The sequence below is a fragment of the Nocardiopsis coralliicola genome (assembly GCF_054779695.1).
In genome coordinates, this window is sequence record NZ_BAAGXT010000001.1 from 301,702 (window position 1) to 325,597 (window position 23,896).

Genomic DNA, 23,896 nt, shown 5'->3' on the forward strand with positions numbered 1-23,896 from the left:
ACATGAGCAACCCCGTCACCCTCGAAGTGATCCGCCACGCGCTGATCGCGAGCGCCGACGAGATGGCCCGCAACCTCTGCCGGACCGCCTACAACACCGTCGTCTACGAGATCCACGACTACGGGATCGGCCTGCACGACGCCGCCGGCGACGTCGTCGCCGACTCGCCCGGGCTGGCCATCTCGACCGGGGCGAACGACTACGGGATCAAGAAGTCGCTGGAGTTCCTGGGCATCGACGAGATGCGCGAGGGCGACGTCTTCCTGCTCAACTACCCGTACTGGTCCTCGGCGCACACCCTCGACCCGCTCGTCTTCGCCCCCGTCCACCACGGCGGCGAGATCATCGGGTTCTCGTCCTGCCGCGTGCACGTGCTCGACCTCAAGCAGAAGAACGCCGGCTACGTCCTGGACTCCACCGACGCCTACCAGGAGGGGATCGTGTTCCCCGCCAGCCGGCTCTACCGGGAGGGTGCGCCTAACGACGACGTCCTCAACCTCATCCGCTTCAACTCGCGGATGCCCGAGCGCACCCTGGGCGACATCCAGGCCCAGGTCTCGGCGTGCTGGAGCGGCATGCAGCGGATGAAGGAGCTGGCGGCCAAGTACGGCGCCGCCGTGCTGAGCGAGGCGATGGCCGACATCCAGGCCCACGGCGAGCGCCTGGCCCGGATCGCGCTGGCGGAGCTGCCCCGGGGCAGCTGGACGGCCGAGGACTTCGTGGACAGCGACGGCATCGACCTCGACACGCCGCTCAAGCTCAAGGTGACGGTGTCGGTCACCGACGAGGAGATGGTGATCGACTGGACCGGCAGCGAGACGGGCGTCAAGGGCCCGTTCAACCTGCCCGTGGGCAAGACGCTGGCGCTGTCCGGCCTGGTCTTCAAGTCCCTCACCACTCCGGACTCGCCGGTGGCGGCGGGGAACTTCGCGCCGCTGCGCGTGGTGACGGAGCCGGGCTCGATCATGCACGCGCTCGACCCCATGCCGACCTTCACCCAGTGGACCGGGATCCTCGCCGGCGAGGTGGTCCTCAAGGCGCTGGCCCAGGGGATGCCGGACCGCATCCCGGCGTGCTCGGGCGGGGACGTCTCCTCCATGATGGGCTGGGGTACCGACCCGCGGACCGGCCAGGCGTGGCTGGAGGCCACCAACGAGGCGATCGGCTACGGCGGCCACCGGGCCGGCGACGGCGAGGACGGCATCATGCACCTCACGCAGCCGGGCTGCCGCAACAACCCGGTGGAGGTCCTCGAGACGAAGGCGCCCCTGTTCATCGAGTCCTACGGGTATGTCCCCGACTCGGGAGGGGCCGGCCTGCGCCGCGGCGGGGTGGGGGTGCACCGCCACTACCGCTTCGAGGCCGACTCCACCGGCATCTGCCTCGTATCGAAGACCAAGTCCGCGCCCTGGGCGCTCGAAGGCGGGCAGGAGGGGCGGCCGGCGCGCATCGTCCTCGACGAGGGGACCGCAGACCAGGTCGTCACGCGCGGCGGGACCTATCCGCGCCCGGCGGGGACGCGCCTGAACAACTACACCGGTGGTGGCGGCGGCTACGGTGACCCGCTGGCCCGCGAGCCGGGCAGCGTGCTCGACGACGTGCTCGACGGCTACGTGTCGCCAGACGCCGCCGCAGCGGAATACGGCGTGGTGCTCGCGGGCGGCGGGGCGGCTGCCGGAACCGCCGGGGTCGACGCCGAAGAGACGGCGCGCGTCCGCGCCCGGCTGCAGCAGTCGCGCGGGCGGGCCGTGCAGGAGGGCGGCGCATGAGGGCGGCTCAGCAGGGAGCCGGAGGCGCGGACGCGCTGGTGCTCCGCAACGGCCGCTTCCTGGACCCCGGCACCGGCGAGGCCGTTGAAGGCGATCTGCGCATCGAGGGCGGCGCCATCGCCGAGATCGGCGAGGTGGGCGCCGCGGGCGCCGGCCCCTCCGTCGACCTCGGCGGTGCGACCGTGGTCCCCGGGCTGATCGACGCGCACTTCCACGCCTACGCCGCCGGGATGGGCGGGATCATGATGGCCACCCGCACCATGAGCTACGTGGTGATCAACGGCGTGAACCGGCTCACCGCCGCGCTGCGGCGCGGCTTCACGACGGTGCGCGACGTGGCCGGCGGCGACATCGGGCTGCAGCAGGCGATCGACCGCGGCATGGTGAGCGCCCCCCACTACCTCTTCAGCGGGAGGGTGCTCAGCCAGACCGGCGGGCACGGCGACGTGCGGCCGGCTGAGCACGACCTGCACGCGGGGTGCGACCACACCCACGAAGTGGTGGATGGCGTCGACAACCTGCGGCGGGCGGTCCGCGAGCGGCTGCGCACCGGGTCGCACGTCATCAAGGTCATGGCCTCGGGCGGGGTGATCTCGCCGACCGACCCGCTGGCGGTGCCGCAGTACTCGGCCGAGGAGATCGCCGCCGTGTGCGAGGAGGCCGGCCGGCGCGGCAGCTACGTCGCCGCGCACGCCTACTCCGCCGAGGCCGTCGTGCACGCGGTGGCCAACGGCGTGCGCTCGGTCGAGCACGGCAACCTCATCGACGCGGAGGCGGCACGGGTGATGGCGGAGCACGGGGCCTACCTCGTGCCGACGCTGGCCGCCTACGACGCGATGAACCGCCGCGGCGAGGCGGCGGGCCTGACACCGGTGGGGCGTGCGAAGAACGCCGAGGTGCTCTCGGCCGGCCAGGACGCGGTCCGGCTGGCCCGGGACGCCGGCGTGCGCGTGGGCTTCGGGACGGACCTCATGGGCGACCTGGAGGACGAGCAGCTGCGCGGCATCGCGCTGCAGGCCCGGGTGCTCGAACCGCTGGAGCTGCTGCGCTCCATGACCGTCGTCAACGCCGACCTGATCAGGGACCCGGGTCGGGGCCGCCTGGCGGTGGGCACCCCGGCCGACCTGGTGGCACTCCAGGCTGACCCGCTGCGCGACCCGAGCGTGCTGTGGGACCAGTCGCGCCCCAGGACGGTGGTCAAGGTGGGCGCGGTCGTCTGGGACGAGCGCTGAACACCCGCCCCGGCGCCGGCCCGCGGGGCCGCGCCGGGGCGGCAGTGCCCGGGCGACGCCCCAGGCGAACGACGCCCCAGGCGAGCGCAGTTCGGCAGACCAGGAGGAGCCGGTCGGCGGCGGTGGCCCGGTTAGGGCGCGGCGCCCCCGGGCCGGAGCACTGCGGGGGCCTCGGCGCCTGAGCCGGCGGGGCGGTGGCGTACCGTCGTACCCCTGCCGCCGTCCACCTGGGGCGTCCATGGGTGAGAGATCGACTCCGCCGGTCAACTGGGCCGGAAACGTCGCCTTCGGCTGCGGCGGTATCCGGCGCCCCGCGACTCTCGGTGAACTGCGCCGCCTCGTTGCGCGCAGTCCCAGGGTGCGGGCCCTGGGCGCCGGCCACTCGTTCAACCGGGTCGCCGACTGCGACGGCGTCCTGGTCCGCCTGGACCGCCTGCCGCCCGAGGTCGCCATCGACCCGGACGCGTCCACGGTGACCGTGGCCGCGGGGATGCGCTACGCCGACGTGGCGGCCGCCCTCGACCGCAGCGGATACGCCCTGGCCAACCTGGCCTCCACCGCCCAGATCTCGGTCGCCGGCGCCTGTGCGACCGCCACGCACGGCTCCGGGGACTCCCAGCCCTGCCTGTCCTCCGCCGTGTCCGCGCTGCAACTCGTCGCCGCCGACGGCAGTCTGGTGGAACTGTCCGCCGCCGAGCACCCGGACGTCTTTCCCGGCGCAGTGGTCTCCCTGGGCTCGCTCGGGGTGGTCACCCGGATCACCCTCGCCGTCGAGCCGTCCTTCCGGGTCCGCCAGCAGGTGCGGACCCGGGTGCCGCTGGACGAGCTGGCGGACCGCTTCGACGACGTGTTCGGGGCCGCCTACAGCGTCAGCGCCTTCACCGACTGGCGCAGCGGCAGCGCCGCGGTCTGGCTCAAGCACCGCACCGACCGTCCCGCCGGTCCGTGGCGGGGCGGCCGCGCGGCCCCGGCTGCGGTGCACCCGGTCCCCGGTGGGTCCGCGCGCGCCTGCACCGAGCAGGGCGGCCGCGCCGGACCGTGGCACGAGCGGCTGCCGCACTTCCGCCCCGAAGCGGCACCCGCCAGCGGCGACGAGCTGCAGTCCGAGTGCTACCTTCCGCGCGCGGCGGCCCCGGCCGCCATCGCGGCCCTGCACTCCATCGGCGGCGCCCTCGCCCCGGCCCTGCGGACCGCCGAGGTGCGGACGGTCCGCGGCGATGACCTGTGGCTGAGCCCGGCCTACGCCCGCGACTCCGCCGCCTTCCACTTCACCTGGACCAGCGACGCCGCAGCGGTCCTGCCCGCCCTCGCCGCAGTCGAGGAGGCACTGGCCCCTCTGGGAGCCCGCCCGCACTGGGGCAAACTCACCGCGTCCGAGCCCGAGGCCGTGATCGCCCACTACCCCCGCGCCGGCGACTTCGCCCACCTGTCCCGCACCATGGACCCCGACGGCAAGTTCCGCAACGCCTTCACCGACGCACTCTTCCCCCGCTGAGTCCGGACCTCTCCGCTCAGTCGCTTCCGCTGTCGGCCTCCCACACCAGCCATTTCCCGTCGATCTCGGCGTCGAGGTCCACGCCCCGGTGCCGGGCCAGGAGGAGCAGCTGGCAGAACACGTCGGCGATCTCCGCGCCCACCGCGGCGTCGCGTTCGGCCTGGGACAAGCCCTTGGCGCGGGCCTGCCCGTCGGCCATCAGGACGGCCTGGGTGAGTTCACCGACCTCTTCGTGCACTTTGAGGAGGTGCCAGTCGGCGGTGCGGTCGATGCCGTATGCGGCCGCGTAGCGCGCCGAGACGCCGTCGAGCCGTTCAGCGAGGCGGGGCAGGTCCACGTGTGCGTCTCCGTACTCCGGGTGGTCGGGGAAGGCGGCGGGTCAGGGCCGGGCAGGCGTGCCTGGCGGGTTGGCGAGGAGGTCGGATGCGGTGCCGGAGGCGAGGGAGCCCCCGGGGAGGCCGAGCCAGGCGGCGGTGGAGGCGCCGATGTCGGCGAGGGAGGCGAGGTCGGCGCCGCGGCCCGGCTGTCCGGGGCGGCCGGCGGCGGCGAGGACGGGAACCGCCTCGCGGGTGTGGAAGGCGTGCCCGATGCCCGGGTCGTTGCCGTGGTCGCCGGTGATGACCAGCAGGTCGGAGGGGCCGAGGCGGGCGGTGAGTTCGGGCAGGCGGCGGTCGGCCGCCTCCAGCTGGTCGGCGAAGGCCGCATGGTCGCGGGAGTGGCCGGCGAGGTCGGTCTGCTGCACGTTGGCCACCGTCAGGCCGCGCCCGGCCGCGTCGGCGGTGAGGTCGAGGATGCGGTCGGTCTCCACCGCCGGGCGCCGGTCCACCGCGCGGTCGGTGACCAGCAGGTCCGCCGCCTTGCCGACCAGGGTGACCGGATGGCCGTGCGCCGCGGCCACCTCGTGCAGCTGGCGGGCGTGGTCGACCGCGGCGCCCAGGTGCTGCACGCGGAGTCCGCCGTTGCGGTAGAAGCCGCTGGCCGGGGTGTCCAGTCCGACCGTGCCGCCGTCGCCCGCACGCACCGACGCGCGCAGCGGCTGCTCAGCGTGCCCGCCGACCGCGATGACGCGGGCGACCGGGGCCGCGGCGCGCACCGTGCGCGCGATCGACAGGATCTGCTCGAAGGACAGGTCCTCCAGGCGCCCCGACACGTTCCAGTTGAGTCCGGGGTCGGCTTCGAGGTTGTCGTGCACGAGCGCCGCGCCGTCCACCACCAGCACCGGACCGCCGTCCAGCGGGGCGACCCGGTGCCCGGCCGCGCGCAGCGCACCGGTGACGGAGCCCTGCGACTCCGCGAGCCGGCGCAGCACCACGTGCGACATGTCGGCGCCCATCAGGGTCTGGTGCCCGGCAAAGGAGTCCGCCCCCGGATAGCCCAGGCCGGAACGGGCGCCGCGGGCGCGCAGCAGCGGGGCCGGCGGCGCCAGGACACCGCTGAGGTCGGGCCGGACCTCGACCAGTCCCAGGCCGGCGAGGTGGGGAACCTCCAAGGGGCGCCCCCGGGCCGACGCCGACCAGCGTGCCACCGACCCCAGGGTGTCGGCGGCCGCGTCGTCCGGGCGCAGCGCTCCCGCGTCGGCCAGGGCGCCGGCGCCCAGGCCGTCCAGGACCAGCAGGGTGGCCGACCGCCGCGGTGTGCTCATGCGACGCGCCCTCCGCTCGAATCGAAGATGCCGTCGAGCACCGGGCCGCTGCCGCCCACTCCGGACACCACGGCCACCCGGGACCGCGTGACGAACACCTGGGTGCGGAAGGCCATCACGGCCGTGTCGCCCACCTGGGCGCGCACCCCCTCGGCGTGCCAGTCGAAGCGCCGGTAGTAGTCGATGGCGTCCGCCGGCGCCGAGTGCAGAGTCGCGTGCTGGGGCCCGGAAGCGGTGTCCACCAGCAGGCCGCGCTCGTGGCCGCGGCTGTAGAACCCGCCGCCCGCCACGCTGGGGGCGGTGCCCAGCTGGGCGATCTCGGAGACATAGACCATCGCGGGCTGCTCGGCCAGGCCGGGGTCCTCGGCGTGCTGCGGAGTGGTCCCGGTCAGAGCGTGGCCGGGCTCGCCCATACGGCCCCCTGCCGCCGCGATCTGCGGGATGGTGCTGACGCTGGTGTGGCTGGGCAGCGAGAGCAGCGGGTCGATCCCGTCGGCGCGCAGCGCTTCGGCGGCCGCGTACACGCGCTTCATCGTGGCGGTCGGCCGCGGGCGGCGGCTCGCGGTGTCGAAGCTGATGCAGGGGAAGCCGGTGGCGCCGGCGATCTCGACCCCGGGCAGCTTCCGGGCCAGTTCCACCGCCCCCGGGACGTCGTCGGGATCGAATCCGCCCTCCTGGCCGGGGAAGGTGGCCTCCGGGGCGCCGCGGACGCGCAGCAGCACCGGCTGGCGCCGCCCCAGCGCCGCGGCGGCCTCCGCCACCGCCTCCAGGTTTCCGGTGTCGAACACGGTGACGTAGGCCGGGTCGAGGCCGAGGATGTCGGGCAGCCGCCGCCGCGGGATCTGCACCAGGTGGCCGACGTTGCCCAGCTGCGCTCCGCCGCCGGCCAGCATGCGCGCCTCCCGGTGGTCGATCGCGGCCCCCGCCGGGATCGACGCGGCGACCGTGGCCGTCACCAGCGGGTTGCGCCCGTACTGCTTGGCCACGAACCACAGGCCGATTCCGTGCTCGTCCGCCGCGGCGGCCAGCGCAGCGCTGTTGCGGCCGACCGCGTCGCGGTCGATCACGTAGGTATCGGGGTCGATCTGCCCGGACCGGTGGAGGGCGACGGCGGCGTCGATCAGGGCAGGGTTGCGCCGCTCGGTGATCGGCAGGAACATCAGTCCTCCTCGTGGGCGAGGGCGGCGCGCAGGATCGACTCGGTGAGGGCCGCGCCGGCGCGCATCGGGTTGATGCGCACCGCCCAGTCGCGCAGGTCGGGCCGGTCGGCCAGCGCCGAGGAGGAGAGCCGGTAGACCAGCGGGGTGATCTCGAAGCGGGAGTTGGAGCCCACCGGGTAGGGGGCGGCGCCGTAGCGCGCCGCCCGCTCCGGAAGCCCCGCCGCGGCGGGGCGGTCCAGGAGCGCGATCACGCACAGGTCCTGGGCGTTGGCCAGGCGGGCGTCCACCACCCCGGGCACACTGCCGCCGGCCAGCCGCTCGGCCAGCTCCTCCGCCGCCTCAGACTGCGCCGCCCAGTTCAGCGGCACCATGACCAGCGCCTGCAGCGCGGCGAGCGCCTGGTGGCCCTGGACCTGTCCGCCGCCGGAGTAGTTGGCCGCGCGCACCCGCTCGATCAGCGCGCCGTCGCCCAGCACCACCCCGACCCCCTCCGGGCCGTGCAGTTTGAACAGGGAGAACGCGGACAGGTCCGCGCCCATCTCGACGCCGGTCCGCGGGGTGCGGTAGACGGCGTAGTTGTCGTCCACCACGGTGCGGCGCCCCGCGGCCCGCGCGGCGGCGACGACGTCGCCGGGCAGGTGGCGGTCGGTGAGGCGCTGCCGGGTGTGCTGCACGTAGACCCACCGGGCCGGGTCGGCGGCCAGTACCGCGCCGAGCGCCGCCGGATCGTCGAAGTCGACGCGGACGACCTCGGCGCGGGCGTCGCGGAAGGCGGCGCCGGTGGTGGCGTAGTCGGGCGCGTCGTGGGCGACGATCCGGCGTGCGCCACCGCTCCACGGCCCCGCGGACAGGGCGGCGCGGATCGCCCCGGTGCCGGCGCCCTGCACCAGGGCGGCGGCCTCGGCGCCGAACGCGGCGGCCAGGGCCTCCTCGGCCCGGCGGGTGGTGTCCGGGCGGCCCAGTCCGGGGACGACGCCGGCGTCGCTGCGGAACAGCGCCGCGTCGGGGAACCGGTCGGCGACGGCGGCGACCAGGCGCTGCTGCATCTGCGCTGCCTCGGCGGCCGTGGCGACCGGGAGCGGAGCGGTTGCGGGCAGCGCCGGAGGCGTCCCCGTGGTCGGTGTCATGCGTTCTCCTCACCGTCGAGCCACCGCAGCGCGTTGGCGCGGTAGAGCAGGTCGAGGGTCGGTCCGTCAACGCCGCGGTCGGCGAGCGCGCGGCGGAAGGGGCCGAGCACGTGCCCGAACCCCTGTCCGCCCCGGGCGGCCAGGTAGGCGTCGCGGGAGATGTCATTGCTGAGCAGGATGCGGTCGGCATGCCCGGCGCCGATCAGGGCCAGGATCAGGTCGGCCCGGACCGCGTCGCTCTGGTAGGCGGCCTTCCCGGCGGTGTCGAAGGCGACGTAGGCGCCTCGCGCCGCCAGCTCCCGGTGCTGTGCCGGATCGTCGAGCAGGTCCTGGTGCCCGATGGCGACGCGGTGGGCGGGCAGCCCCGTCGAGGTCAGCAGTGCGAGCTGTTCCAGCCCGCCCTGGCCCAGGTGGGCGTGGGTGGACACGGGCAGCCCGGCCGCCTGGGCGGCATGCCCGGCGGCCAGCAGGCTGATCCGTTCGGCCGGGCGCGCGGCCGGCCCGCTGCTGCCGATCTCGCCGAGCACCCCGGGGCGGATCCCGGTGCCGCCGAGCCCGCCGACCGCCTCCGCGGTGAGCAGGTCGGCGGCGGCCGCGACCGAGGGGCCCGGCTCCCCGGCCGGGTGGAACCGCTCGTGGTACCAGCCGGTGGCGACCACCACGTTGACGCCGGAGCGCTCCGAGATCGCGCGCACCGCGGCGGCGTCGCGGCCCATTCCGCGGCAGGTGAGGTCGACGACGAGCGCCAGGCCGTGCTCGTCGGCGGCCCGCGCCAGCTCGGCGGCGACGTCGTCGGACGCGGTGAGCGCGCCCTCCGGGTCGCCCGGCCCCGACAGGTCGATGTGCAGGTGTTCATGGGCCAGGACGGCGCCCGCGACCGCGGACGCCGCCACCGTGCGGCCGGTGGCGGTGGGAATGCTCATGTCAGCGGCGTGAACAGCCCCACCAGGTGGAGCAGGTTGAGGATGATGCCGGACACGATGACCGCCGCCGGTCCGGTGGCCATCCGCACCACCGGGCGGCCCAGGGCCTCGTTGAACAGGTACAGGCCGCCGACCAGGGCGATGCCGAGGCCGTCGCCCATGGCCAGGCCGGCCATCAGCGAGCCGACCAGGATGGCCAGGGACAGCGACTCGGTGATCGCGTTGCGGATGTGGTCGGCCGCGTCGCGGATGCTGGGCCAGCGCTGCAGCCAGCGGCCGACTGCGCTGAGCAGGTAGACCTCGGCTCCCATCACGATGGCGCCCAGCACGAAGGCCGCCGCGAGTGCGAGCGGCCAGGAGTCGGTGAACAGGTGCACCAGGTACCCGATCGGGTACACGAAGGTGAACCCCGCCATCGCGTAGGCGCCCGAGGCGAGCGCGGTGGTGGCGATCAGCGGGATGAAGCCGAAGGCGCGCAGGAAGTCCACCTGCGCGGCCTCGGCGTAGGAGCCGTCGGCGACCAGGAAGCTGGTGGCCTCCCCGCCGCCGAAGATGCCGCTCGCGGCCAGCGCGGCGACCAGTCCGCCGAGCACGGCCAGCCAGCCGGCGTTGCGGCGGAGGCGGTCGGCGTTGGGCCCGAACAGCTGGTCGGTGGCCGCGGCGGTGGCGGCCTGCTGCTCGGCGTGGGCCGCGCGCTCCTCGTGGCTCTGCGCGGCCAGCCGCGCCTCCTCCTCCCGGCGGGCGGAGCGGTCCTGGGCGACCGCGAAGCCCAGCAGCATGATCACGCCCAGCGCCATGGCCAGCGATCCGGGGAACATGTCCGGCCACAGCTGCATCGAGGCCACCGTGACCGCCATCTCGGCGACCAGGGTGATGAGGCCCTTCACGCGGCCGAACTGCCGGGTGATGGCCAGCACGGGGAAGAGCGCGAACAGCCACAGGATGGGCGTCGAGATCTCCTGCAGGGCGGTGATGAAGTCGACCGGCAGCCCGGTCGCGATCGCGTTGGCGGCGTTGAGGCCGAAGGCGCAGACCGCGCCCCATGCGGCACCGGCCAGCGCGGCCAGCCACCGCCAGGGTGCCAGCAGCCCCAGGATCTCCACCGGCAGGAACACCAGCCACGGGTTGAGCACCCCGGTGGACAGCGCCATGGGGGCGCCCAGGCCGAAGATGAAGCCGGCCGAGACTCCGAAGACGATGGTCGCGGTCGCCAGGCGGGTCGAGCGCCCCTGGATGTAGTCCAGCAGGAACGGCCGGGCGCCGTCGTTGAACACCGCCAGGGCGGCGTTGGCGATCAGTGCGGCGAACGCGCACACCACGATGACCAGGCCGGACTGCCAGAGGTCGAAGGAGACGCTGGCGGCGCCGGCGGCAGCGGCGAACCCCATGGCTCAGTCCCCCCGGTGGGCGTCCAGCCGCGACCAGAGCCGCGGCACGATGTCGTCGACCTGGTCGAGGGCAAAGCCGAAGGCCAGGTTGCCCGCGGCGACCGCCGCGTCGAGGTCGGCGTCGGAGGGCAGGCCGCGGCCGAAGGTGTGGGCCTTGTCCGAGCCCAGCAGCCCCACCAGCACCCCCAGGCTCGCGCCGGCCCCGGTGTGGCAGGTGCCCAGGTAGTAGTCGGCGCCTCCGGACCGCAGCAGGGCGGCGGCCTCCATGTCGGTACCCACACGGACGCTGTCGCCGTCCCGCAGCAGCGGACGCAGCGCGTCGGCCACTTCCTGCTTGGCGACTCCTCCGGTGATCAGCTTCATCGCTACTCCTTCGCTGCGGTGTGGGCGAGTGTCCCGATGTGCAGGGTGAGGTACTGCTGCTCTGCTGCGGAGAGAGGGGTGCCCAGGGCCTCGTGTGCCCGGGCGGCGAGCCCGGCGGCCGCGGCGACGGCGTCCGGGACGGTCTCGGCCACCTCGGCGTAGACCGCTGCGGCGGGCGGATCGGGGTCGGGCTCCCGGCGCGCCGCGCGCCCCAGTGCCGTCACCAGGTGGGCGGTGAGGGTTCCGGCGGTCTCCTCGGTGACCGTGTGTCCCGCGGCCAGGCGGTGGAGCTCGCCTTCGACGAAGTCCACGACGCCCGGCGGTGTCTCGGGCAGGCTGCGGTAGACGGCGAGGCGCTGTGCGAGGGGCGGATCCATGGGGCTCCCGTCAGTAGGTGGGGATGCGCGTGCCGGCGACGACTTCGGCGGCGGTCTCTAGGAGCACGCCGTCGGCGAGGGCCTGCTGGACGGCGGTGGCGGCGGGTTCGGTGTCCCGGCGGGCCACCAGGACCGCCGAGCTCGTGGCGTCGGTGTCCACCCCCTCCAAGGGGTGGGTGGTGACCGGGGCGAAGATGGTCGACTCGATCTCGTCGAGGTTCCACACCGTGGCGTCGACGAGCCCTTCGGCGAAGTAGCGGCCCAGCTGGGTGTAGGAGACTTCGATGCGGCGTTCCGCGGGCAGGTCGGGGAAGCGGAGTTCGGTCAGTGCGCGCTGGTCCGCCGAGGAAGGGTCGACCGCCAGCCGGAGGCCGGGGTCGTCGGGGTCGCGCCCGGCGGCGAGGACGAGTCCGTGCGCGCCGACGTAGGTGTGCGGGCCGAAGTCGCGGACGATCTCCATGTCGGAGTCGCCGGCGGCGGCATGGCGCGACATCAGGGCGAAGTCCGCGCGCTCCTGGCGGACCGCGTTGGCCCGGTTGGCGGAACCGCGCACGAACATCAGGGTGCAGGGGACGCCGACCGAGTCGAAGGCCGCGTGCATGCCGGTGGCCAGGCCCTCGTAGCGGCGCGAGTAGGGCAGCGGCATCGCGATCGGCACCGCGCTGCTGCCGGAGAGCTCCCAGAGCAGCCGGTGGTCCAGCGACTCGATGAAGGTGCCGCGGCTGCCGCGGGACCGGACGGTGACAGCGCCGGTCTCCTCCAGCAGGGCGAGGGCCGCCTGGACGGTCCCCTTTCCCACGCAGTGGCGCTCGGCGAGGTACTGGGTCGTCGGCATGCGGTCGCCGACGGAGGATGCGGCCAGCGTCGCGGCCATCCGGTGCGCCACCGCGCCGGCCTTCGTCATCAGCATGTGCATTCGCGACATGCAGCGACTCTAGTCAGAATTCTGGATACTGGATATAGCCCCGCGGAAAACTGCCCGAGGCTTTACCCGCCCCTGCCGCGCATTGGCCTGCGGGCCCCTGCTCCGCCCCGCGCGGCCCCGCCGCCGTACCCAGAGAGACGGCGAGGGCCCCGCGGAAATTCCCCCGCCGCACCAGAGCGGCGGCGGGGCAGGGGGTGCCAGGCCCGGGTGTGCACGGGCAGTCCGCCGGCTCCGCGCCCGGTTCAGGACGGGGCGGGGGTTCCCAGCCCGGCCAGGCCGGCGCGCATCGCCTGGTCGACGTGGAAGGAGCACGCGCGGGCAGCGGCGTCAGCGTTGCGGACCTCCACTGCGTGCAGTACCGCCTCCAGTTCCGCCAGGGCGCTGTCGAACCGCCCGGGCTGTCCCAGTGACGTGGCGCGCATCAGGCTGATGCGCGCGCGCAGGTGGGTGAACGACTCGCGCAGGGCGCGGTTGCCGCACCCCTCCAGGAGCACGTCGTAGAAGACGTCCTTGGCGCGCAGCACCGCCCGGGTCCCGGCCTGTGCGGAGACCGCTTCGGACAACCGGTCGAACGCCTCGCGCAACTGCTTCACCTGGGCATCGGAGGCGCGTTCCACGAAGGTGCGGGCGGCGAGGCTCTCCAGAGCCGCGCGCAACTCGTACAGCTCCAGGGCGTCCTGGGGGGTCAGTGCGACGACGAACACGCCGCGCTGGGGGACGCTGCGGAGCAGCCCCTCCGAGGTGAGCTCGCGCAGCGCTTCGCGGACCGTGGTGCGGGAGACGCCGAGATCTTCGATCAGCTGGCGTTCGATGAGGCGCTGTCCGGGCGCATAGCGGGCGCCGAGTACCGCGTCGCGGATGGCCTCGGCCGCCTGCTCGCGCACAGGCCGTGCGGACTCCGCGCTGCGCCCGGCCCGGTCGGCGGGCGCGTTCCGTTCTCCGGTCACGCTCCAACCGTAGTGCAGATTCGTCATACGAACAACGCGGCCTCAGGGCCCTGGGAGGCGGTGTTCGGCCCCCTCCGGCCGATGCGGTGCAGCCGGAATCGCCTGGGGCGCCGCAAGAAATGAACGCCCGCCCCTCCGGGGGTGTCCGGCAGGGGCCGGGTGTACCGGAGCTGCGCCCGGTTTTTCGTCATACAAAAATTGATCCACAAAGGGCGGATGAAGCGCGGGGTCTTGCAGGGCGTGCACCCTCCGGCAGCGTTCTTGCTGCACACGCAGTGTCCGCGCAGTAACCCGCGCGATCCATGGGTGCCGGCGTGTCCGGCTGGCGGGGGCTGATTCGGCCCGATAGGAGCCTGTGAACTGCCTGTTCGTCGGATTGGTGGTGCCATTTCCGCATCTGATCTTGATTTGTATGACAATCCCGTACTACGGTCGGAGCCCTTGCGTGGCGCAGGTCATACGGCGCCGCCGAGTCCAGAGCGAAGGGGGAGCCGGTGGAGCGGGACCACGGTGGCCGCAGCAAGCCCGACCTCGAAGTACTCGCGGTGCGCTACGGCGAGCTCACCACCGCCAAGAGCGCTCTCTTCCACGACTTCGCGGCCTACGGCGAACCCGACGCCGCGGCAGCCATGCACTACTTCTTCTGGATCGTGCGGGGCGCCGGCGCCACCCTGCTCGTCGACACCGGCTTCACCCCTGAGGCGGCCCGCCGCCGCGGCCGCACCTGCCTGGTCCCCCCGGTCGATGCGGCCCGCGCTGCCGGAGTCGCCCCGGAGTCGGCGCCCACCATCGTGCTCACCCACTTCCACTATGACCACATCGGCAACCTCGCGGCCTTCCCGCACTCGCCGGTCCTCGCCGCCGAGCGGGAGTACCTGTACTGGACCGGGCCGTCCGCCCCGGCGTGCGAGGCCGTCGAGGCTGCAGAACTCGCCCACCTGGAAGAGGTCCGCCGCGAGGGCCGGCTCCGGCTGCTGCCCGACCGCGCCGAGCTCATGCCCGGTGTCACCGCCCGCACATTCGGCGGCCACACCCCCGGCCAGCTCGCCGTGGTGGTGGAGTCCGCCCGCGGCGCCCTCATCCTCGCCTCCGACGCGGTCCACCTCGACGAGGAGGTGGAGCGCGACCGGGCCTTCGCCGTCCACACCGACCTGGCGGAGATGCACCGGTCCTACGCGCGCCTGCGCGCCCTGTCGCGCGAACTCGGCGCGCCCGTCATCGCCGGCCACGAGCCGCGCGTGAGCAGCCGCCACCCCGCGCTCGACCCGAGCGCCCGCGGCTCCGTGCACCGCCTCCTCTGACCCCTCACCGACCACCTCCCGCGGCGGCCCCCGCCTCGGTGCCGGAGGAACATCCCATGCCACTTCCCGACGACACCCGCCCGGCCGCGCCGTCCGGCGCGGCCGAGGACCGGCGCGACAGCCCAGCGACCACCCGCCGGAAGTTCATCGGCCTGGTCCTGGGCGTGCTCGCAGCCGCCGGGGCGTACTTCACCCTGCCCGCCGACATGCCCGACGCCGCCCGCGCCACCACCGCGGTCGCCGTCGTCATGGCCGTGTGGTGGATGACCGAGGCAATCCCCATCGCCGCCACGTCGCTGCTGCCGATCGTGCTGTTCCCGGTCCTCAGCGTCACCGACACCACCGCAGCCGCCGCTCCCTACGCCGCCGAAGTGGTCTTCCTCCTCCTCGGCGGCTACCTGCTCGGGCTCGCCATGCAGCGCTGGGAGCTCCACCGGCGCCTGGCCCTGGCGGTGATCCTGGGGGTGGGCACCAACCCGGTCACCCTGGTCGCGGGCTTCATGATCGTCACCGCGTTCGTCAGCCTGTGGGTGTCCAACGCCGCCTCCACCGTGATGATGCTGCCCATCGGGCTGTCCGTGCTGATGACGGTGCGCCGCATCAGCGGCGGCGCGGTCGAGGGCAACTTCGCCTGCGCCCTGATGCTGGGCATCGCCTACTCGGCGACCATCGGCGGGATGGCCAGCATCATCTCCACCCCGCCCAACGCGCTGCTGGTCGGCTATCTGGCCGACAGCCACGACATCCACATCACCTTCCTCGACTGGTTCCTCTTCGGCTTCCCCCTCGCGGCGGTCTTCCTCCTCCTCACCTGGCTCATCCTGACGCGCGTGGCCTTCCCGATCCGCGAGCGCGTTTCCTCCGGCGGGCGCGAGGCGATCCGCGAGGAGCTGCGCGCGCTGGGGCCGCTGAGCGCCGGCGAATGGGCGGTCATCGCCGTCTTCTGCTTCGCGGCCTTCTCCTGGGTCGGGATGCCGCTGCTGGCCGGAAGCGCCCTGGGCGAGCTGCTGCCCTGGCTGTCGCAGGTGACCGACGCCGGCATCGCGATGGCGGTCGCCCTCCTGCTCTTCCTGGTCCCCGTCCGCCCCGGAAAGGGGATCAAACTCCTGGACTGGGACTCCGCCAAGGACGTCCCCTGGGGGATGCTGCTCCTGGTCGGCGGCGGCCTGAGCCTGTCCGCGCAGATCACCGAGAGCGGGCTGGCCGACTGGATCGGCTCCCAGGCCACCGTGCTCTCCGTGCTGCCCACCCTGGCCATCATCATCGCCATCGGCGTGGCCATCTCGGTTCTGACCGAGCTCACCAGCAACACCGCCGCCGCGGCCACCTTCATCCCCCTGTTCGGAGGCATCGCCGTCGGACTGGACCTCCCGGTCCTGCTGCTCATCCTGCCCGCGGTGCTGACCACCCAGATGGCCTTCATGCTGCCGGTGGCCACCCCGCCCAACGCGATGGCCTACGGGACCGGCTACGTCACCATGGGCCAGCTCCTGCGCGGCGGCGCCCTGCTCAACCTGCTCGGGCTGCTCCTGATGACCGCGGCGATGTACACCCTCGCCGGATGGGCCTTCGGCTTCCACCCCTGACCCGCCGTCCGCCGCCCCGCGGCGAGAGAGGAACCACCGTGACCGACCCACCGAGCACGCCGCGGCGTGCGCAGCAGGATCCCGGCGCACTGGACGGCCGCGTGGCCGTGGTGACCGGCGCGGGCTCCGGAATCGGCGCCGCGAGCGCGCGCCTCCTCGCGGAGCGGGGTGCCGCCGTCGTGGCCGTCGACATCGACGAGGAGGCCGCGCAGCGGGTGGCAGACGCGCTGCCCGGCCCGGCCGTCGCGGTCGCCGCCGACGTCGCCGAGGAGGCCGGCGTCGAGCGCTACACCGACGCCGCTGTCGCCGCCTTCGGCCGGGTCGACCTGCACCACCTCAACGCGGGCGTCTTCGGCAGCTTCACTCCGCTGCCCGAGACGACCGCCGAGGACTTCGACCGGGTGACCGCCGTCAACCTGCGCGGCACCTTCCTGGGCCTGCGGGCGGCCTTCCGCCGCTACGCGGTGCAGCACAGCACCGGGGCGATCGTCCTCACCGGATCCATCGCCGGCCGGCGCGGCAGCGCCGACCTGCTGCCCTACCAGGCCACCAAGCACGGCATCGCCGGCCTCGTGCACGGCGCCGCGGTCTACGGCGCCCCGCTCGGGATCCGCGTGAACGGGGTGGCACCGGGCCTGGTGCCCACCGGACTCTTCGACTCCGGCGGCTCCGCGGCGGGCGGCTCCGACGACATGCGGCGCCGCGCCGCCACCACCCCCATGCGGCGTACCGGAACCGCCGAGGAGATCGCCGGCGTCGTCGCCTTCCTTCTGGGCGGCGACGCGGGATACGTGACCGGGGAGATGGTGGGCGCCGACGGCGGCGCCGCGGTGGTCAACACCGTCCGCCCTTCGGGAGGCGCGGGCGCCTGGGTCCCGCCGCCGCCCGGCTGACGGCGCCCCGGGCGCCAGCCCCCCCCGGACCGGACACAGTGAGCGAACAGGAGCGGGCAGTGGCCGAACACGACATCGGATTCATCGGGCTGGGCAACATGGGCGGGCGCATCGCCGCCCGCATCACCGGGGCCGGCCACCGCGTCCACGGGTACGACCCCCGCCCCGGCGCGGCGGCCGCGGCGGGCGCCGTCCCGGCGGAGTCGGTCGCCGAGGTGGTGCAGGACTGCGACGTTGTCCTGCTGTCGCTGCCGGACAGCCCGGCGGTGGAAGCGGTCGTCCTGGGGCCGGACGGGATCGCGGGCCACGCGCGGCAGGGCCTGACCGTGGTGGACCTGAGCACCGCCGCCCCCTCCTCGACCCGGCGGCTGCACGGGCGGCTGGCTGCCGCGGGCGCGGAGTACCTCGACGCCGGAGTCTCGGGCGGCGCAGCCGCCGCGGAGCGGGGGGAGCTGACGATCATGGCGGGGGGCTCCGCCCGCGCACTGGAGGAGCTCGACTGGCTCTTCGCGCTCTTCGCCTCCGCGGTTCACCCGATGGGCCCCAGCGGTGCCGGACATTCGGCGAAGCTGCTGAACAACTTCCTCAACGCGGTCAGCCTCGCCGCCACCGCCGAGGTGATGGTCGCCGGCCGCAAGGCAGGCCTGGACCCCGCGGCGCTGCTGGAGGTCATCAACTCCGGCAGCGGGGTGAACTTCGCCAGCCTCAACCGCTTCCCCCGCATCATCGAGGGCGACTACCTCGAAGGCGGCCTCACCAGCCGGCTCATGATGAAGGACGTCGCGCTCTACGTCGAGCACGCCGGTGAGCTCGGCGTTGCCAGCGTCAACGCCGGAGGGCCCCTCGCCGCGTTCGGGCTGGCCCTCAGCACCGGCTATGGCGACCTGATCAGCAACCGCGTGGTGGACGCCCTCGGCGACCTCGCCGGAGGGGTGCGGGTCCACGACCGCACCGGCTCCGACCGCTGACGCCGGCCGGCCCGCCCCGCCGCGGGCCCGCCCCGCAACCCCGCAGCAGAGCAGGAGGAGAACATCCGATGGAAATCGTCCGAGGGCGCTCGGGAGCCCCGTCCGAGAACCGAACCTCGACCTTCACCGGCAGCGTCTGGGCCGACCCGGTCCTCCCCGCGACCGACGGTGTGACGGCCAACAACGTCTTCTTCGCTCCCGGCGCCCGCACCCACTGGCACCACCACGAGCGCGGCCAGATCCTCCACGTCACCGCGGGTAGCGGGCTGATCTGCACGGACGGGGAGGCCCCGCGCTCCATCGCCGCCGGCGACACCGTGTGGATCCCCGCCGGCGAGCGCCACTGGCACGGCGGAGGACCCGACTCCGCGCTGCTGCACTTGGCCGTCTCACTGGGCCCGACCCACTGGTCGCGCGCAGTGACCGACACCGAATACGGCGCGCGCGGATGAACGCCGGCCGCGACGGCAACGCCACCATCAGAGAGGACACCATGAGCGACCGATTCGAAGAAGGGCTGCGCGCCCGCAAGGAGGTCCTGGGGGCCGAGCACGTCGAGCGGTCGCTGCGCGACGTCTCGGAGTTCTCCCGCCCCGCCCAGGAGCTGGTCACGGAGTACTGCTGGGGCGCGATCTGGACGCGCCCCGGGCTCGACCGCAAGACCCGCAGCCTGCTCAACCTCACGATGCTCACCGCCCTCAACCGGATGCACGAGCTCGCGGTGCACGTCCGCGGCGCCGTCACCAACGGCTGCACGGAGGAGGAGATCCAGGAAGCGCTGCTGCAGACCGCCGTCTACGTCGGCGTGCCCGCGGCGCTGGAGTCCTTCCGCGTCGCGGAGGCGGCCCTGCGGGAGGTGCGCGGCGATGGGTGAGCACGGCAGCGCGCCGGGGGAGAGGGTGGCGTTCATCGGCCTGGGCCGGATGGGGGCGCCCATGGCCGAGCGCCTCGCCACCGCCTACCGGGTGACCGGATACGACGCGGGCGGTCCGCGGCATGTCTCCGGAGTCGTGGCCGCGCCCAGTGCGGCCGCGGCGGTCGCGGACGCCTCCGTGGTCGTCCTCATGCTGCCCGACTCCGACGCGGTGGAGCAGGTGATGGGGGAGAGGGGAGTGCTGGACGCGCTGGTCCCCGGAGCCGTGGTGCTCGACATGGGCTCCTCCGAGCCCGAGCGGACCCGCGCACTGGCGCGGCGCGTCACCGGCCGCGGCGCCCACCTGGTCGACGCCCCGGTCTCGGGCGGGGTCCGGGGCGCCCGCGAGGGCACGCTGACCATCATGGCCGGCGGCGACGACGCCCCCTACGCCCGGGTGCTGCCCCTTCTGGAGGCACTGGGCAGCCGGGTGCGCCGCGTTGGCCCGCCCGGCGCCGGCCACGCCCTCAAGTCCATCAACAACCTGCTCTCCGGGACACACCTGCTGGTGACGTCGGAGGCGATGCTGGCGGGGGCCGAGTTCGGACTCGATCCCGCCGTGATGCTGGAGGCCATCAACGGCTCCAGCGGCCGCAGCGGCTCCACCGAGCGCAAATGGCCCGACCACGTACTGGACCGCAGCTTCGACTCCGGGTTCGCACTCCGCCTGATGCTCAAGGACATGCGGATCGCCACCCGCCTCGCCGCCTCGGCCGGCCGCGCCGCCCCGCTGGGCGAGGAGGCGGTCCGGCACTGGGAGCGCGCCGCTGAAGCGCTGCCCGCCGACGCCGACCACACCGAGATCGTGCGCTGGCTGGAGCAGCAGCCCGGCGCCGCACCCGCCCCCGCGGCGACGAAGGAGGCACCGTGACGCTCGACGAGCGGCGGCAGCAGGTCAAGGACGACTTCATCCGCATCCGGGGCACCTGGAGCCCCGCCTGGGACGGCATCCTGCGCATCGACCCGGACTTCCTGGAGTCCTACCTGCGCTTCTCCACCGTGGCGGTGCGCAAGGGCCACCTGGACCCCGTCGTGCGGGAGTTCGTGTTCATCGCCGCGGACGCCGCGGCCACCCACCTGTACACGCCGGGGATCCGCCAGCACGTGCGCGCGGCCCTGGAGCTCGGGGCGACCGAGGCCGAGATCATGGAGGTCATCGAACTCACCAGCACCCTCGGCATCCACGCCGCCAACATCGGCGTGCCGATCCTCCTGGAGGTCCTCGAGGAGGAGGGGCTGCGCGAAGGCCCCGCCCCCCTGGACGCCGAGCGCGCCCGGATGAAAGCCGAGTTCACGGCGGAGCGGGGCTACTGGCACGGCTTCTGGGACGGCGTCCTGGAGCTCTCCCCGGAGCTCTTCGAGGCCTACCTGGACTTCTCCACCGTGCCCTGGCGCAACGGGACCCTGGAGCCGAAGGTCAAGGAGCTGGTGTACTGCGCCTTCGACGCCTCCGCGACCCACCTCTACGCCCCCGGCCTCAAGCTTCACATGCGCAACGCGCTGCGCCACGGCGCGACGCGTGAGGAGATCATGGAGGTGCTGGAGATCGTGAGCGTCATCGGGATCCACGCGGCCACCGAGGCGGCCCCGATCCTCGCCGAAGAGTCACAGCGCCGGGCGGAGGAGGCAGCGGAGGAGGCTCGCTGACCGGCCCGTAGCGGGCTCCGGGGACCCGCCCCGCGCCGCCCGGCCCGGCGGGCGGCGCGGGGGGTCACTCCTCCAGCGCCTCGGCGAACAGCTGCGGGGCCTCGTCGAGGGCGTGGTCGATGCCCAGGGTGGAGCCGCTGGAGAAGGCGTTGGCCAGTTCGGGGTCGTCGAGGACGACGAGGCGGCCGTCCTCGGCGGAGGGGATGGAGGTCACCACGCCCTCGTCGGCCAGTTCTTCGGCGTCGTAGCCGATGGGGAAGACGACGGTGAGGTCGGCGTCGAGCATCTCGGCGTCCTCCATCGCCAGGTCGACGTAGAACTCGTCGCCGGCCATTGCGGTGATCTCGGGCTTGTTCTCGAAGCCCAGCTCCTCCAACAGGTCGACCCGCGAGTCGCCGGGCACGTAGGCGCCGAGCTGGCCGTCGAAGTAGCCGGCGACGGCGACCGTCTTGCCCTTGAACTCCGGGTGCTCCTCCGCGACCTGGACGAACTTCTCCTCCAGTTCGGCGATGAGCCGATCCCCCTCCTCGCGCTCGCCGAGCGCGGTGGAGACCTGGGTCATCTGCTGGCGCCAGGTGGTGCCGTAGGAGACCTCGACACCGGGCGGCGGGTCGACGACGGGCGCGAACTCGCGGACCGTCTCCAGCGTGGCCTCCTCGCCGTCGGAGCGGGTGTTGAGCACCACGTCGGGATCGAGGCTGGCCACCGCCTCCGGGCTGATCTCCAGCGTGCCGAGCTGCTCGGGCTCCCCGTCGAACAGGTCCTCGGCCCAGGGGCCGACCCCCGTGCCGCCGTACGCCTGCCAGTCGCTGACCCCGGTCGGCTGCACGCCCAGCGCGAGCGCGGTCTCGGCGTCGGACCAGCCCAGCGCGACCACGTTCTCCGGCTTGCCCGGGATCTCCACGTCGCCGTGCACCGTTTCCAGCGTCACCGGGAAGCCCGCTCCGCCTTCGGCCACGTCCTCGCCGCCGGCCCCGGCGCCGGACGTGCACCCGGCCGCGAGGGCGAGGGCAGACGCCCCCGCCAGAACCACCGCTCCGCGGCGAGCCGCCATCTGCGCCATGCGCCCCATCCATCCCTGTGAGCCAAGCCTTGCCTAAGTCCCGTCCGAGTGTAGTGGTCCGCTAAGCCTTCCGCTGCGGCGGGGGAGGGGCCTTCCGGCGCCCGGCGCCGGATGCGCACCGCGGGCGGGTGCGCGTATGCCTGCCCCTCGCATACGCAGCGCGGACGCTTGGCGGGGGCAGGCGGTCAGGGCCGGAGCGCGGCCCTCAGGAGTTCCTGGACCGCGGGGAGGACCTCTTCAGCGTCCGCCTCACGGCGGGCCATGCGGTCCGAGCCGGCGCGCACGATGCCGCTGAGAAGCTCCGTGGTCAGGGCGATGTCGCTCAGCGGGCGGAAGGAGCCCTCGGCCACGCCGTCGGCCAGAACGCGCTCCACCGAGGCCGCGACCTGGGGGAAGGGGCCTTCCGGGTGTTCGAAGACCTCCTGGGGCACCCCGATCGAGGGCGAATGCAGCATCAACCGCACCGCCGGCGTCGTGAACGAGCGCATCAGGGCGGCCACGATCTCGTTCAGTCGCTGCGGCGCCGGGGCCGGGTCCGCAGCGATCCGATCGATCTGCGCCAGGACCCCGCGGCTGGCACGTTGGGCGACCTTGGCGGCCAGCGCGGTCTTGTCCTTGGCGTAGTTGTAGATCGTGTTGCGCGCGATGCCGGCGCGGGCCGCCACATGCCCGAGGGTGAACCCCTCGTAGCCGCGTTCGGCGACCAGGGCCCCCATGGCTTCGGTGAGGTCGGCCCAGACCTGCTCGTGGTGGGCCTGGAACGTGCCGCCCTTGATGCGTGCCATGCGCCCAGTATTATCCACGTCCGGCAGCGGCGGCCGGCTGCCCGGACTGCGTGCCGAGGCCCTTGCGGCGCTGTATCCGGCTGAGGAGCCCCAGCGCGCCCAGCACCGCGCCCCGGATGCGCTCGGCTACCGGGCCCGAGGGGACGAACAGCTGCTGCATGATCCTGGCGAGGCGCTGGTGGCGGGTGATCGCGGGGCGCAGGCCCTTCTCCCACACGGCCAGCGCGGCCTGCACGTCGCCGGGGTGGTCCTGAAGCGCCTTGCCCAGGTCGGCGCCGCCGCGCATAGCCATGCCGGAGCCCATCCCGGAGTACAGGTTCATGCACCAGGCCGCATCCCCGACCAGGACCACCCTCCCCGAGTGCCAGCGGGGCATCTTGACCTGGTTGACCGAATCGAACAGGAAGTGCTCGGCCTTGCCCAGCTGCTCGAGGGCGTGCACCGCGCCGGGGTGGTCCATGCCGGAGTAGACCGTCCGCAGCGTCTCCAGGGGCGGCCGCGCGAACTGCGCGTCCACGTCCTTGGTGCGGTAGGTCAGCAGCGCGGTGGGGGTGCGGTCGGCGAACCCGAAGACCCAGGAGGCGCGGCGGGGGCGGGCGTCGATGATGCCGTCCTGCGGACCGTAGCCGGGCACCTGCTCGTCGAGCTCGAACGCGCAGATGATCGCGTTCCACTGGTCCAGGAACGCGCGGTGCGGCCCGAAGGCCAGCTCGCGCACGCTCGAGCGCACCCCGTCGGCGCCCACGACCAGGTCGAAGTCCTCCGCGGCCTCAGCCCCGGTGGCGTCCCTGCGGAGCGTGACCCGCGCCGCGTGCGCGGTCTGGGCGATGGCGGCGGGCCGCGTGCCGAACCGGACCTCGGCGCCTCCGTTCTCCTTCAGGGTGCGCCACAGGCCCTCCTCGATATCCCCGCGCACGACCGCGTAGGGGCCGCCGGGGCGGTCCAGGAAGCCCGCGCCGGGCCTGGCACGGCCTGATCTGAGCACGGTCCAGTCCTGGCCTTCGCCGGGGTTGCGCACGTGCAGGTGCCTGGTCATGCCCAGGTCCTCTGCGGCCTGCTTGCCCTCGGGAAACACCCCGACGAAGTACCCGCCCGTGCGGCGCTCTGCGGCACGCTCAACGATGACCGGCTCCCACCCGGCTCTGCGCAGGCCGATGGCCGCCGAGATTCCGGCGATCCCCAGTCCCACCACGAGTGCGCGCTTGCCCTGCTCTTCCATGAGCGGCCCCTTCGAAAAGTTGCGACGATCTGTCGCAACTTGAAGTTACGACAAAGTGTCGCAACTTTGCGGGCGCGGGGGAGTGATGTGCGTCTCGTCGCGGTCGGGCGGTGTAGCGGGCGCGGATCTATGAACGGCGAGTCAGCTCTACGTGAGTAGAAGGCGTGCGAAGA

The 23,896-nt window shown here is 73.7% G+C and carries 24 protein-coding genes; 11 read left to right on the forward strand and 13 right to left on the reverse strand.

Translation table 11 applies throughout. The annotated features are described in order from the left end of the window. The first annotated feature begins 2 nt into the window (after positions 1–2). From ACYVGT_RS01200 to ACYVGT_RS01210, 3 genes are all read left to right on the forward strand, one after another. Complete coding sequence (locus ACYVGT_RS01200) at positions 3–1,769, forward strand: hydantoinase B/oxoprolinase family protein (protein WP_460854445.1); 1,767 nt, start codon at positions 3–5, stop codon at positions 1,767–1,769. Then, positions 1,766–3,001, forward strand: coding sequence for a metal-dependent hydrolase family protein (locus ACYVGT_RS01205; RefSeq protein ID WP_460854446.1), 1,236 nt, complete (start codon positions 1,766–1,768; stop codon positions 2,999–3,001). The genes ACYVGT_RS01200 and ACYVGT_RS01205 overlap by 4 nt, the downstream gene beginning before the upstream one ends. A gap of 238 nt (positions 3,002–3,239) precedes the next feature. Next, entirely contained in the window at positions 3,240–4,496 is a 1,257-nt protein-coding gene (locus ACYVGT_RS01210) for an FAD-binding protein (RefSeq protein WP_460854447.1), read from the forward strand. Between the two features lie 16 nt (positions 4,497–4,512). Here ACYVGT_RS01210 and ACYVGT_RS01215 read toward each other — a convergent pair whose 3' ends face one another. From ACYVGT_RS01215 to ACYVGT_RS01260, 10 genes are all read right to left on the reverse strand, one after another. Further along, positions 4,513–4,833: a nucleoside triphosphate pyrophosphohydrolase family protein gene (locus ACYVGT_RS01215; RefSeq protein WP_460854448.1), complete on the reverse strand. Its 321-nt coding sequence runs from the start codon at positions 4,831–4,833 to the stop codon at positions 4,513–4,515. A 42-nt stretch (positions 4,834–4,875) separates the two neighbouring features. Continuing rightward, a complete protein-coding gene (locus ACYVGT_RS01220) occupies positions 4,876–6,138 on the reverse strand; it encodes a phosphopentomutase (RefSeq protein ID WP_460854449.1) in 1,263 nt (420 codons plus the stop codon). Continuing rightward, a complete protein-coding gene (locus tag ACYVGT_RS01225) occupies positions 6,135–7,298 on the reverse strand; it encodes an alanine racemase (protein ID WP_460854450.1) in 1,164 nt (387 codons plus the stop codon). The genes ACYVGT_RS01220 and ACYVGT_RS01225 overlap by 4 nt, the downstream gene beginning before the upstream one ends. Continuing rightward, positions 7,298–8,425, reverse strand: a complete 1,128-nt coding sequence (locus ACYVGT_RS01230) for an aminotransferase class V-fold PLP-dependent enzyme (RefSeq protein ID WP_460854451.1) — start codon at positions 8,423–8,425, stop codon at positions 7,298–7,300. Before ACYVGT_RS01230 ends, ACYVGT_RS01225 begins: the two co-directional genes overlap by 1 nt. Beyond that, positions 8,422–9,348 carry a phosphotriesterase family protein gene (locus ACYVGT_RS01235; protein WP_460854452.1) on the reverse strand — a complete coding sequence of 309 codons (927 nt, stop codon included), beginning with the start codon at positions 9,346–9,348 and terminating at the stop codon, positions 8,422–8,424. The genes ACYVGT_RS01230 and ACYVGT_RS01235 overlap by 4 nt, the downstream gene beginning before the upstream one ends. Beyond that, positions 9,345–10,736, reverse strand: a complete 1,392-nt coding sequence (locus ACYVGT_RS01240) for a YhfT family protein (RefSeq protein WP_460854453.1) — start codon at positions 10,734–10,736, stop codon at positions 9,345–9,347. Before ACYVGT_RS01240 ends, ACYVGT_RS01235 begins: the two co-directional genes overlap by 4 nt. 3 nt (positions 10,737–10,739) lie before the next feature. Beyond that, positions 10,740–11,099, reverse strand: a complete 360-nt coding sequence (locus ACYVGT_RS01245; protein WP_460854454.1) for a DUF2620 family protein — start codon at positions 11,097–11,099, stop codon at positions 10,740–10,742. 2 nt (positions 11,100–11,101) lie between these two features. Continuing rightward, positions 11,102–11,476 carry a hypothetical protein gene (locus ACYVGT_RS01250; RefSeq protein ID WP_460854455.1) on the reverse strand — a complete coding sequence of 125 codons (375 nt, stop codon included), beginning with the start codon at positions 11,474–11,476 and terminating at the stop codon, positions 11,102–11,104. Positions 11,477–11,486: 10 nt separating this feature from the next. After that, positions 11,487–12,401, reverse strand: coding sequence for a GntR family transcriptional regulator YhfZ (gene yhfZ, locus ACYVGT_RS01255; protein ID WP_460854456.1), 915 nt, complete (start codon positions 12,399–12,401; stop codon positions 11,487–11,489). Positions 12,402–12,643: 242 nt separating this feature from the next. Beyond that, complete coding sequence (locus ACYVGT_RS01260; RefSeq protein ID WP_460854457.1) at positions 12,644–13,348, reverse strand: GntR family transcriptional regulator; 705 nt, start codon at positions 13,346–13,348, stop codon at positions 12,644–12,646. A gap of 494 nt (positions 13,349–13,842) precedes the next feature. Here ACYVGT_RS01260 and ACYVGT_RS01265 point away from each other — a divergent pair, with 494 nt between their 5' ends. The 8 genes from ACYVGT_RS01265 to ACYVGT_RS01300 all read left to right on the forward strand — a co-directional run bounded on the left by ACYVGT_RS01265 (position 13,843) and on the right by ACYVGT_RS01300 (position 20,656). After that, a complete protein-coding gene (locus ACYVGT_RS01265; protein ID WP_460854458.1) occupies positions 13,843–14,649 on the forward strand; it encodes an N-acyl homoserine lactonase family protein in 807 nt (268 codons plus the stop codon). A gap of 56 nt (positions 14,650–14,705) precedes the next feature. Beyond that, positions 14,706–16,235: an SLC13 family permease gene (locus ACYVGT_RS01270; RefSeq protein ID WP_460854459.1), complete on the forward strand. Its 1,530-nt coding sequence runs from the start codon at positions 14,706–14,708 to the stop codon at positions 16,233–16,235. Between the two features lie 38 nt (positions 16,236–16,273). Continuing rightward, complete coding sequence (locus tag ACYVGT_RS01275) at positions 16,274–17,128, forward strand: SDR family NAD(P)-dependent oxidoreductase (protein WP_460854460.1); 855 nt, start codon at positions 16,274–16,276, stop codon at positions 17,126–17,128. 59 nt (positions 17,129–17,187) lie between these two features. Beyond that, entirely contained in the window at positions 17,188–18,096 is a 909-nt protein-coding gene (locus ACYVGT_RS01280; protein ID WP_460854461.1) for an NAD(P)-dependent oxidoreductase, read from the forward strand. A 68-nt stretch (positions 18,097–18,164) separates the two neighbouring features. Then, positions 18,165–18,548, forward strand: a complete 384-nt coding sequence (locus ACYVGT_RS01285; RefSeq protein ID WP_460854462.1) for a cupin domain-containing protein — start codon at positions 18,165–18,167, stop codon at positions 18,546–18,548. Between the two features lie 41 nt (positions 18,549–18,589). After that, positions 18,590–18,970: a carboxymuconolactone decarboxylase family protein gene (locus tag ACYVGT_RS01290; protein ID WP_460854463.1), complete on the forward strand. Its 381-nt coding sequence runs from the start codon at positions 18,590–18,592 to the stop codon at positions 18,968–18,970. Continuing rightward, entirely contained in the window at positions 18,963–19,880 is a 918-nt protein-coding gene (locus ACYVGT_RS01295) for an NAD(P)-dependent oxidoreductase (RefSeq protein ID WP_460854464.1), read from the forward strand. The genes ACYVGT_RS01290 and ACYVGT_RS01295 overlap by 8 nt, the downstream gene beginning before the upstream one ends. Beyond that, on the forward strand, positions 19,877–20,656 hold the full coding sequence (locus tag ACYVGT_RS01300; protein WP_460854465.1) for a carboxymuconolactone decarboxylase family protein: 780 nt from the start codon (positions 19,877–19,879) through the stop codon (positions 20,654–20,656). Before ACYVGT_RS01295 ends, ACYVGT_RS01300 begins: the two co-directional genes overlap by 4 nt. Before the next feature lie 64 nt (positions 20,657–20,720). Here ACYVGT_RS01300 and ACYVGT_RS01305 read toward each other — a convergent pair whose 3' ends face one another. The 3 genes from ACYVGT_RS01305 to ACYVGT_RS01315 form a co-directional block, all read right to left on the reverse strand. Next, the gene (locus ACYVGT_RS01305) at positions 20,721–21,719 is read right to left on the reverse strand and encodes an ABC transporter substrate-binding protein (RefSeq protein WP_460854466.1); all 999 of its coding nucleotides are present in this window, start codon (positions 21,717–21,719) and stop codon (positions 20,721–20,723) included. 185 nt (positions 21,720–21,904) lie between these two features. Then, on the reverse strand, positions 21,905–22,504 hold the full coding sequence (locus ACYVGT_RS01310) for a TetR/AcrR family transcriptional regulator (RefSeq protein ID WP_460854467.1): 600 nt from the start codon (positions 22,502–22,504) through the stop codon (positions 21,905–21,907). Between the two features lie 10 nt (positions 22,505–22,514). Next, positions 22,515–23,723 carry an FAD-dependent monooxygenase gene (locus ACYVGT_RS01315; RefSeq protein WP_460854468.1) on the reverse strand — a complete coding sequence of 403 codons (1,209 nt, stop codon included), beginning with the start codon at positions 23,721–23,723 and terminating at the stop codon, positions 22,515–22,517. Positions 23,724–23,896: the final 173 nt, after the last annotated feature.

Bases quoted from the DNA above. Each gene is read 5' to 3' on its own strand.
- ACYVGT_RS01310 (WP_460854467.1), bottom strand. From the start codon at position 22,504: ATGGCACGCATCAAGGGCGGCACGTTCCAGGCCCACCACGAGCAGGTC.
- ACYVGT_RS01315 (WP_460854468.1), bottom strand. From the start codon at position 23,723: ATGGAAGAGCAGGGCAAGCGCGCACTCGTGGTGGGACTGGGGATCGCC.
- ACYVGT_RS01220 (WP_460854449.1), bottom strand. From the start codon at position 6,138: ATGAGCACACCGCGGCGGTCGGCCACCCTGCTGGTCCTGGACGGCCTG.
- ACYVGT_RS01245 (WP_460854454.1), bottom strand. From the start codon at position 11,099: ATGAAGCTGATCACCGGAGGAGTCGCCAAGCAGGAAGTGGCCGACGCG.
- ACYVGT_RS01285 (WP_460854462.1), top strand. From the start codon at position 18,165: ATGGAAATCGTCCGAGGGCGCTCGGGAGCCCCGTCCGAGAACCGAACC.
- ACYVGT_RS01295 (WP_460854464.1), top strand. From the start codon at position 18,963: ATGGGTGAGCACGGCAGCGCGCCGGGGGAGAGGGTGGCGTTCATCGGC.
- ACYVGT_RS01200 (WP_460854445.1), top strand. From the start codon at position 3: ATGAGCAACCCCGTCACCCTCGAAGTGATCCGCCACGCGCTGATCGCG.
- ACYVGT_RS01230 (WP_460854451.1), bottom strand. From the start codon at position 8,425: ATGACACCGACCACGGGGACGCCTCCGGCGCTGCCCGCAACCGCTCCG.
- ACYVGT_RS01240 (WP_460854453.1), bottom strand. From the start codon at position 10,736: ATGGGGTTCGCCGCTGCCGCCGGCGCCGCCAGCGTCTCCTTCGACCTC.
- ACYVGT_RS01250 (WP_460854455.1), bottom strand. From the start codon at position 11,476: ATGGATCCGCCCCTCGCACAGCGCCTCGCCGTCTACCGCAGCCTGCCC.
- ACYVGT_RS01225 (WP_460854450.1), bottom strand. From the start codon at position 7,298: ATGTTCCTGCCGATCACCGAGCGGCGCAACCCTGCCCTGATCGACGCC.
- ACYVGT_RS01235 (WP_460854452.1), bottom strand. From the start codon at position 9,348: ATGAGCATTCCCACCGCCACCGGCCGCACGGTGGCGGCGTCCGCGGTC.
- ACYVGT_RS01210 (WP_460854447.1), top strand. From the start codon at position 3,240: ATGGGTGAGAGATCGACTCCGCCGGTCAACTGGGCCGGAAACGTCGCC.
- yhfZ (WP_460854456.1), bottom strand. From the start codon at position 12,401: ATGTCGCGAATGCACATGCTGATGACGAAGGCCGGCGCGGTGGCGCAC.
- ACYVGT_RS01270 (WP_460854459.1), top strand. From the start codon at position 14,706: ATGCCACTTCCCGACGACACCCGCCCGGCCGCGCCGTCCGGCGCGGCC.
- ACYVGT_RS01305 (WP_460854466.1), bottom strand. From the start codon at position 21,719: ATGGCGCAGATGGCGGCTCGCCGCGGAGCGGTGGTTCTGGCGGGGGCG.
- ACYVGT_RS01290 (WP_460854463.1), top strand. From the start codon at position 18,590: ATGAGCGACCGATTCGAAGAAGGGCTGCGCGCCCGCAAGGAGGTCCTG.
- ACYVGT_RS01205 (WP_460854446.1), top strand. From the start codon at position 1,766: ATGAGGGCGGCTCAGCAGGGAGCCGGAGGCGCGGACGCGCTGGTGCTC.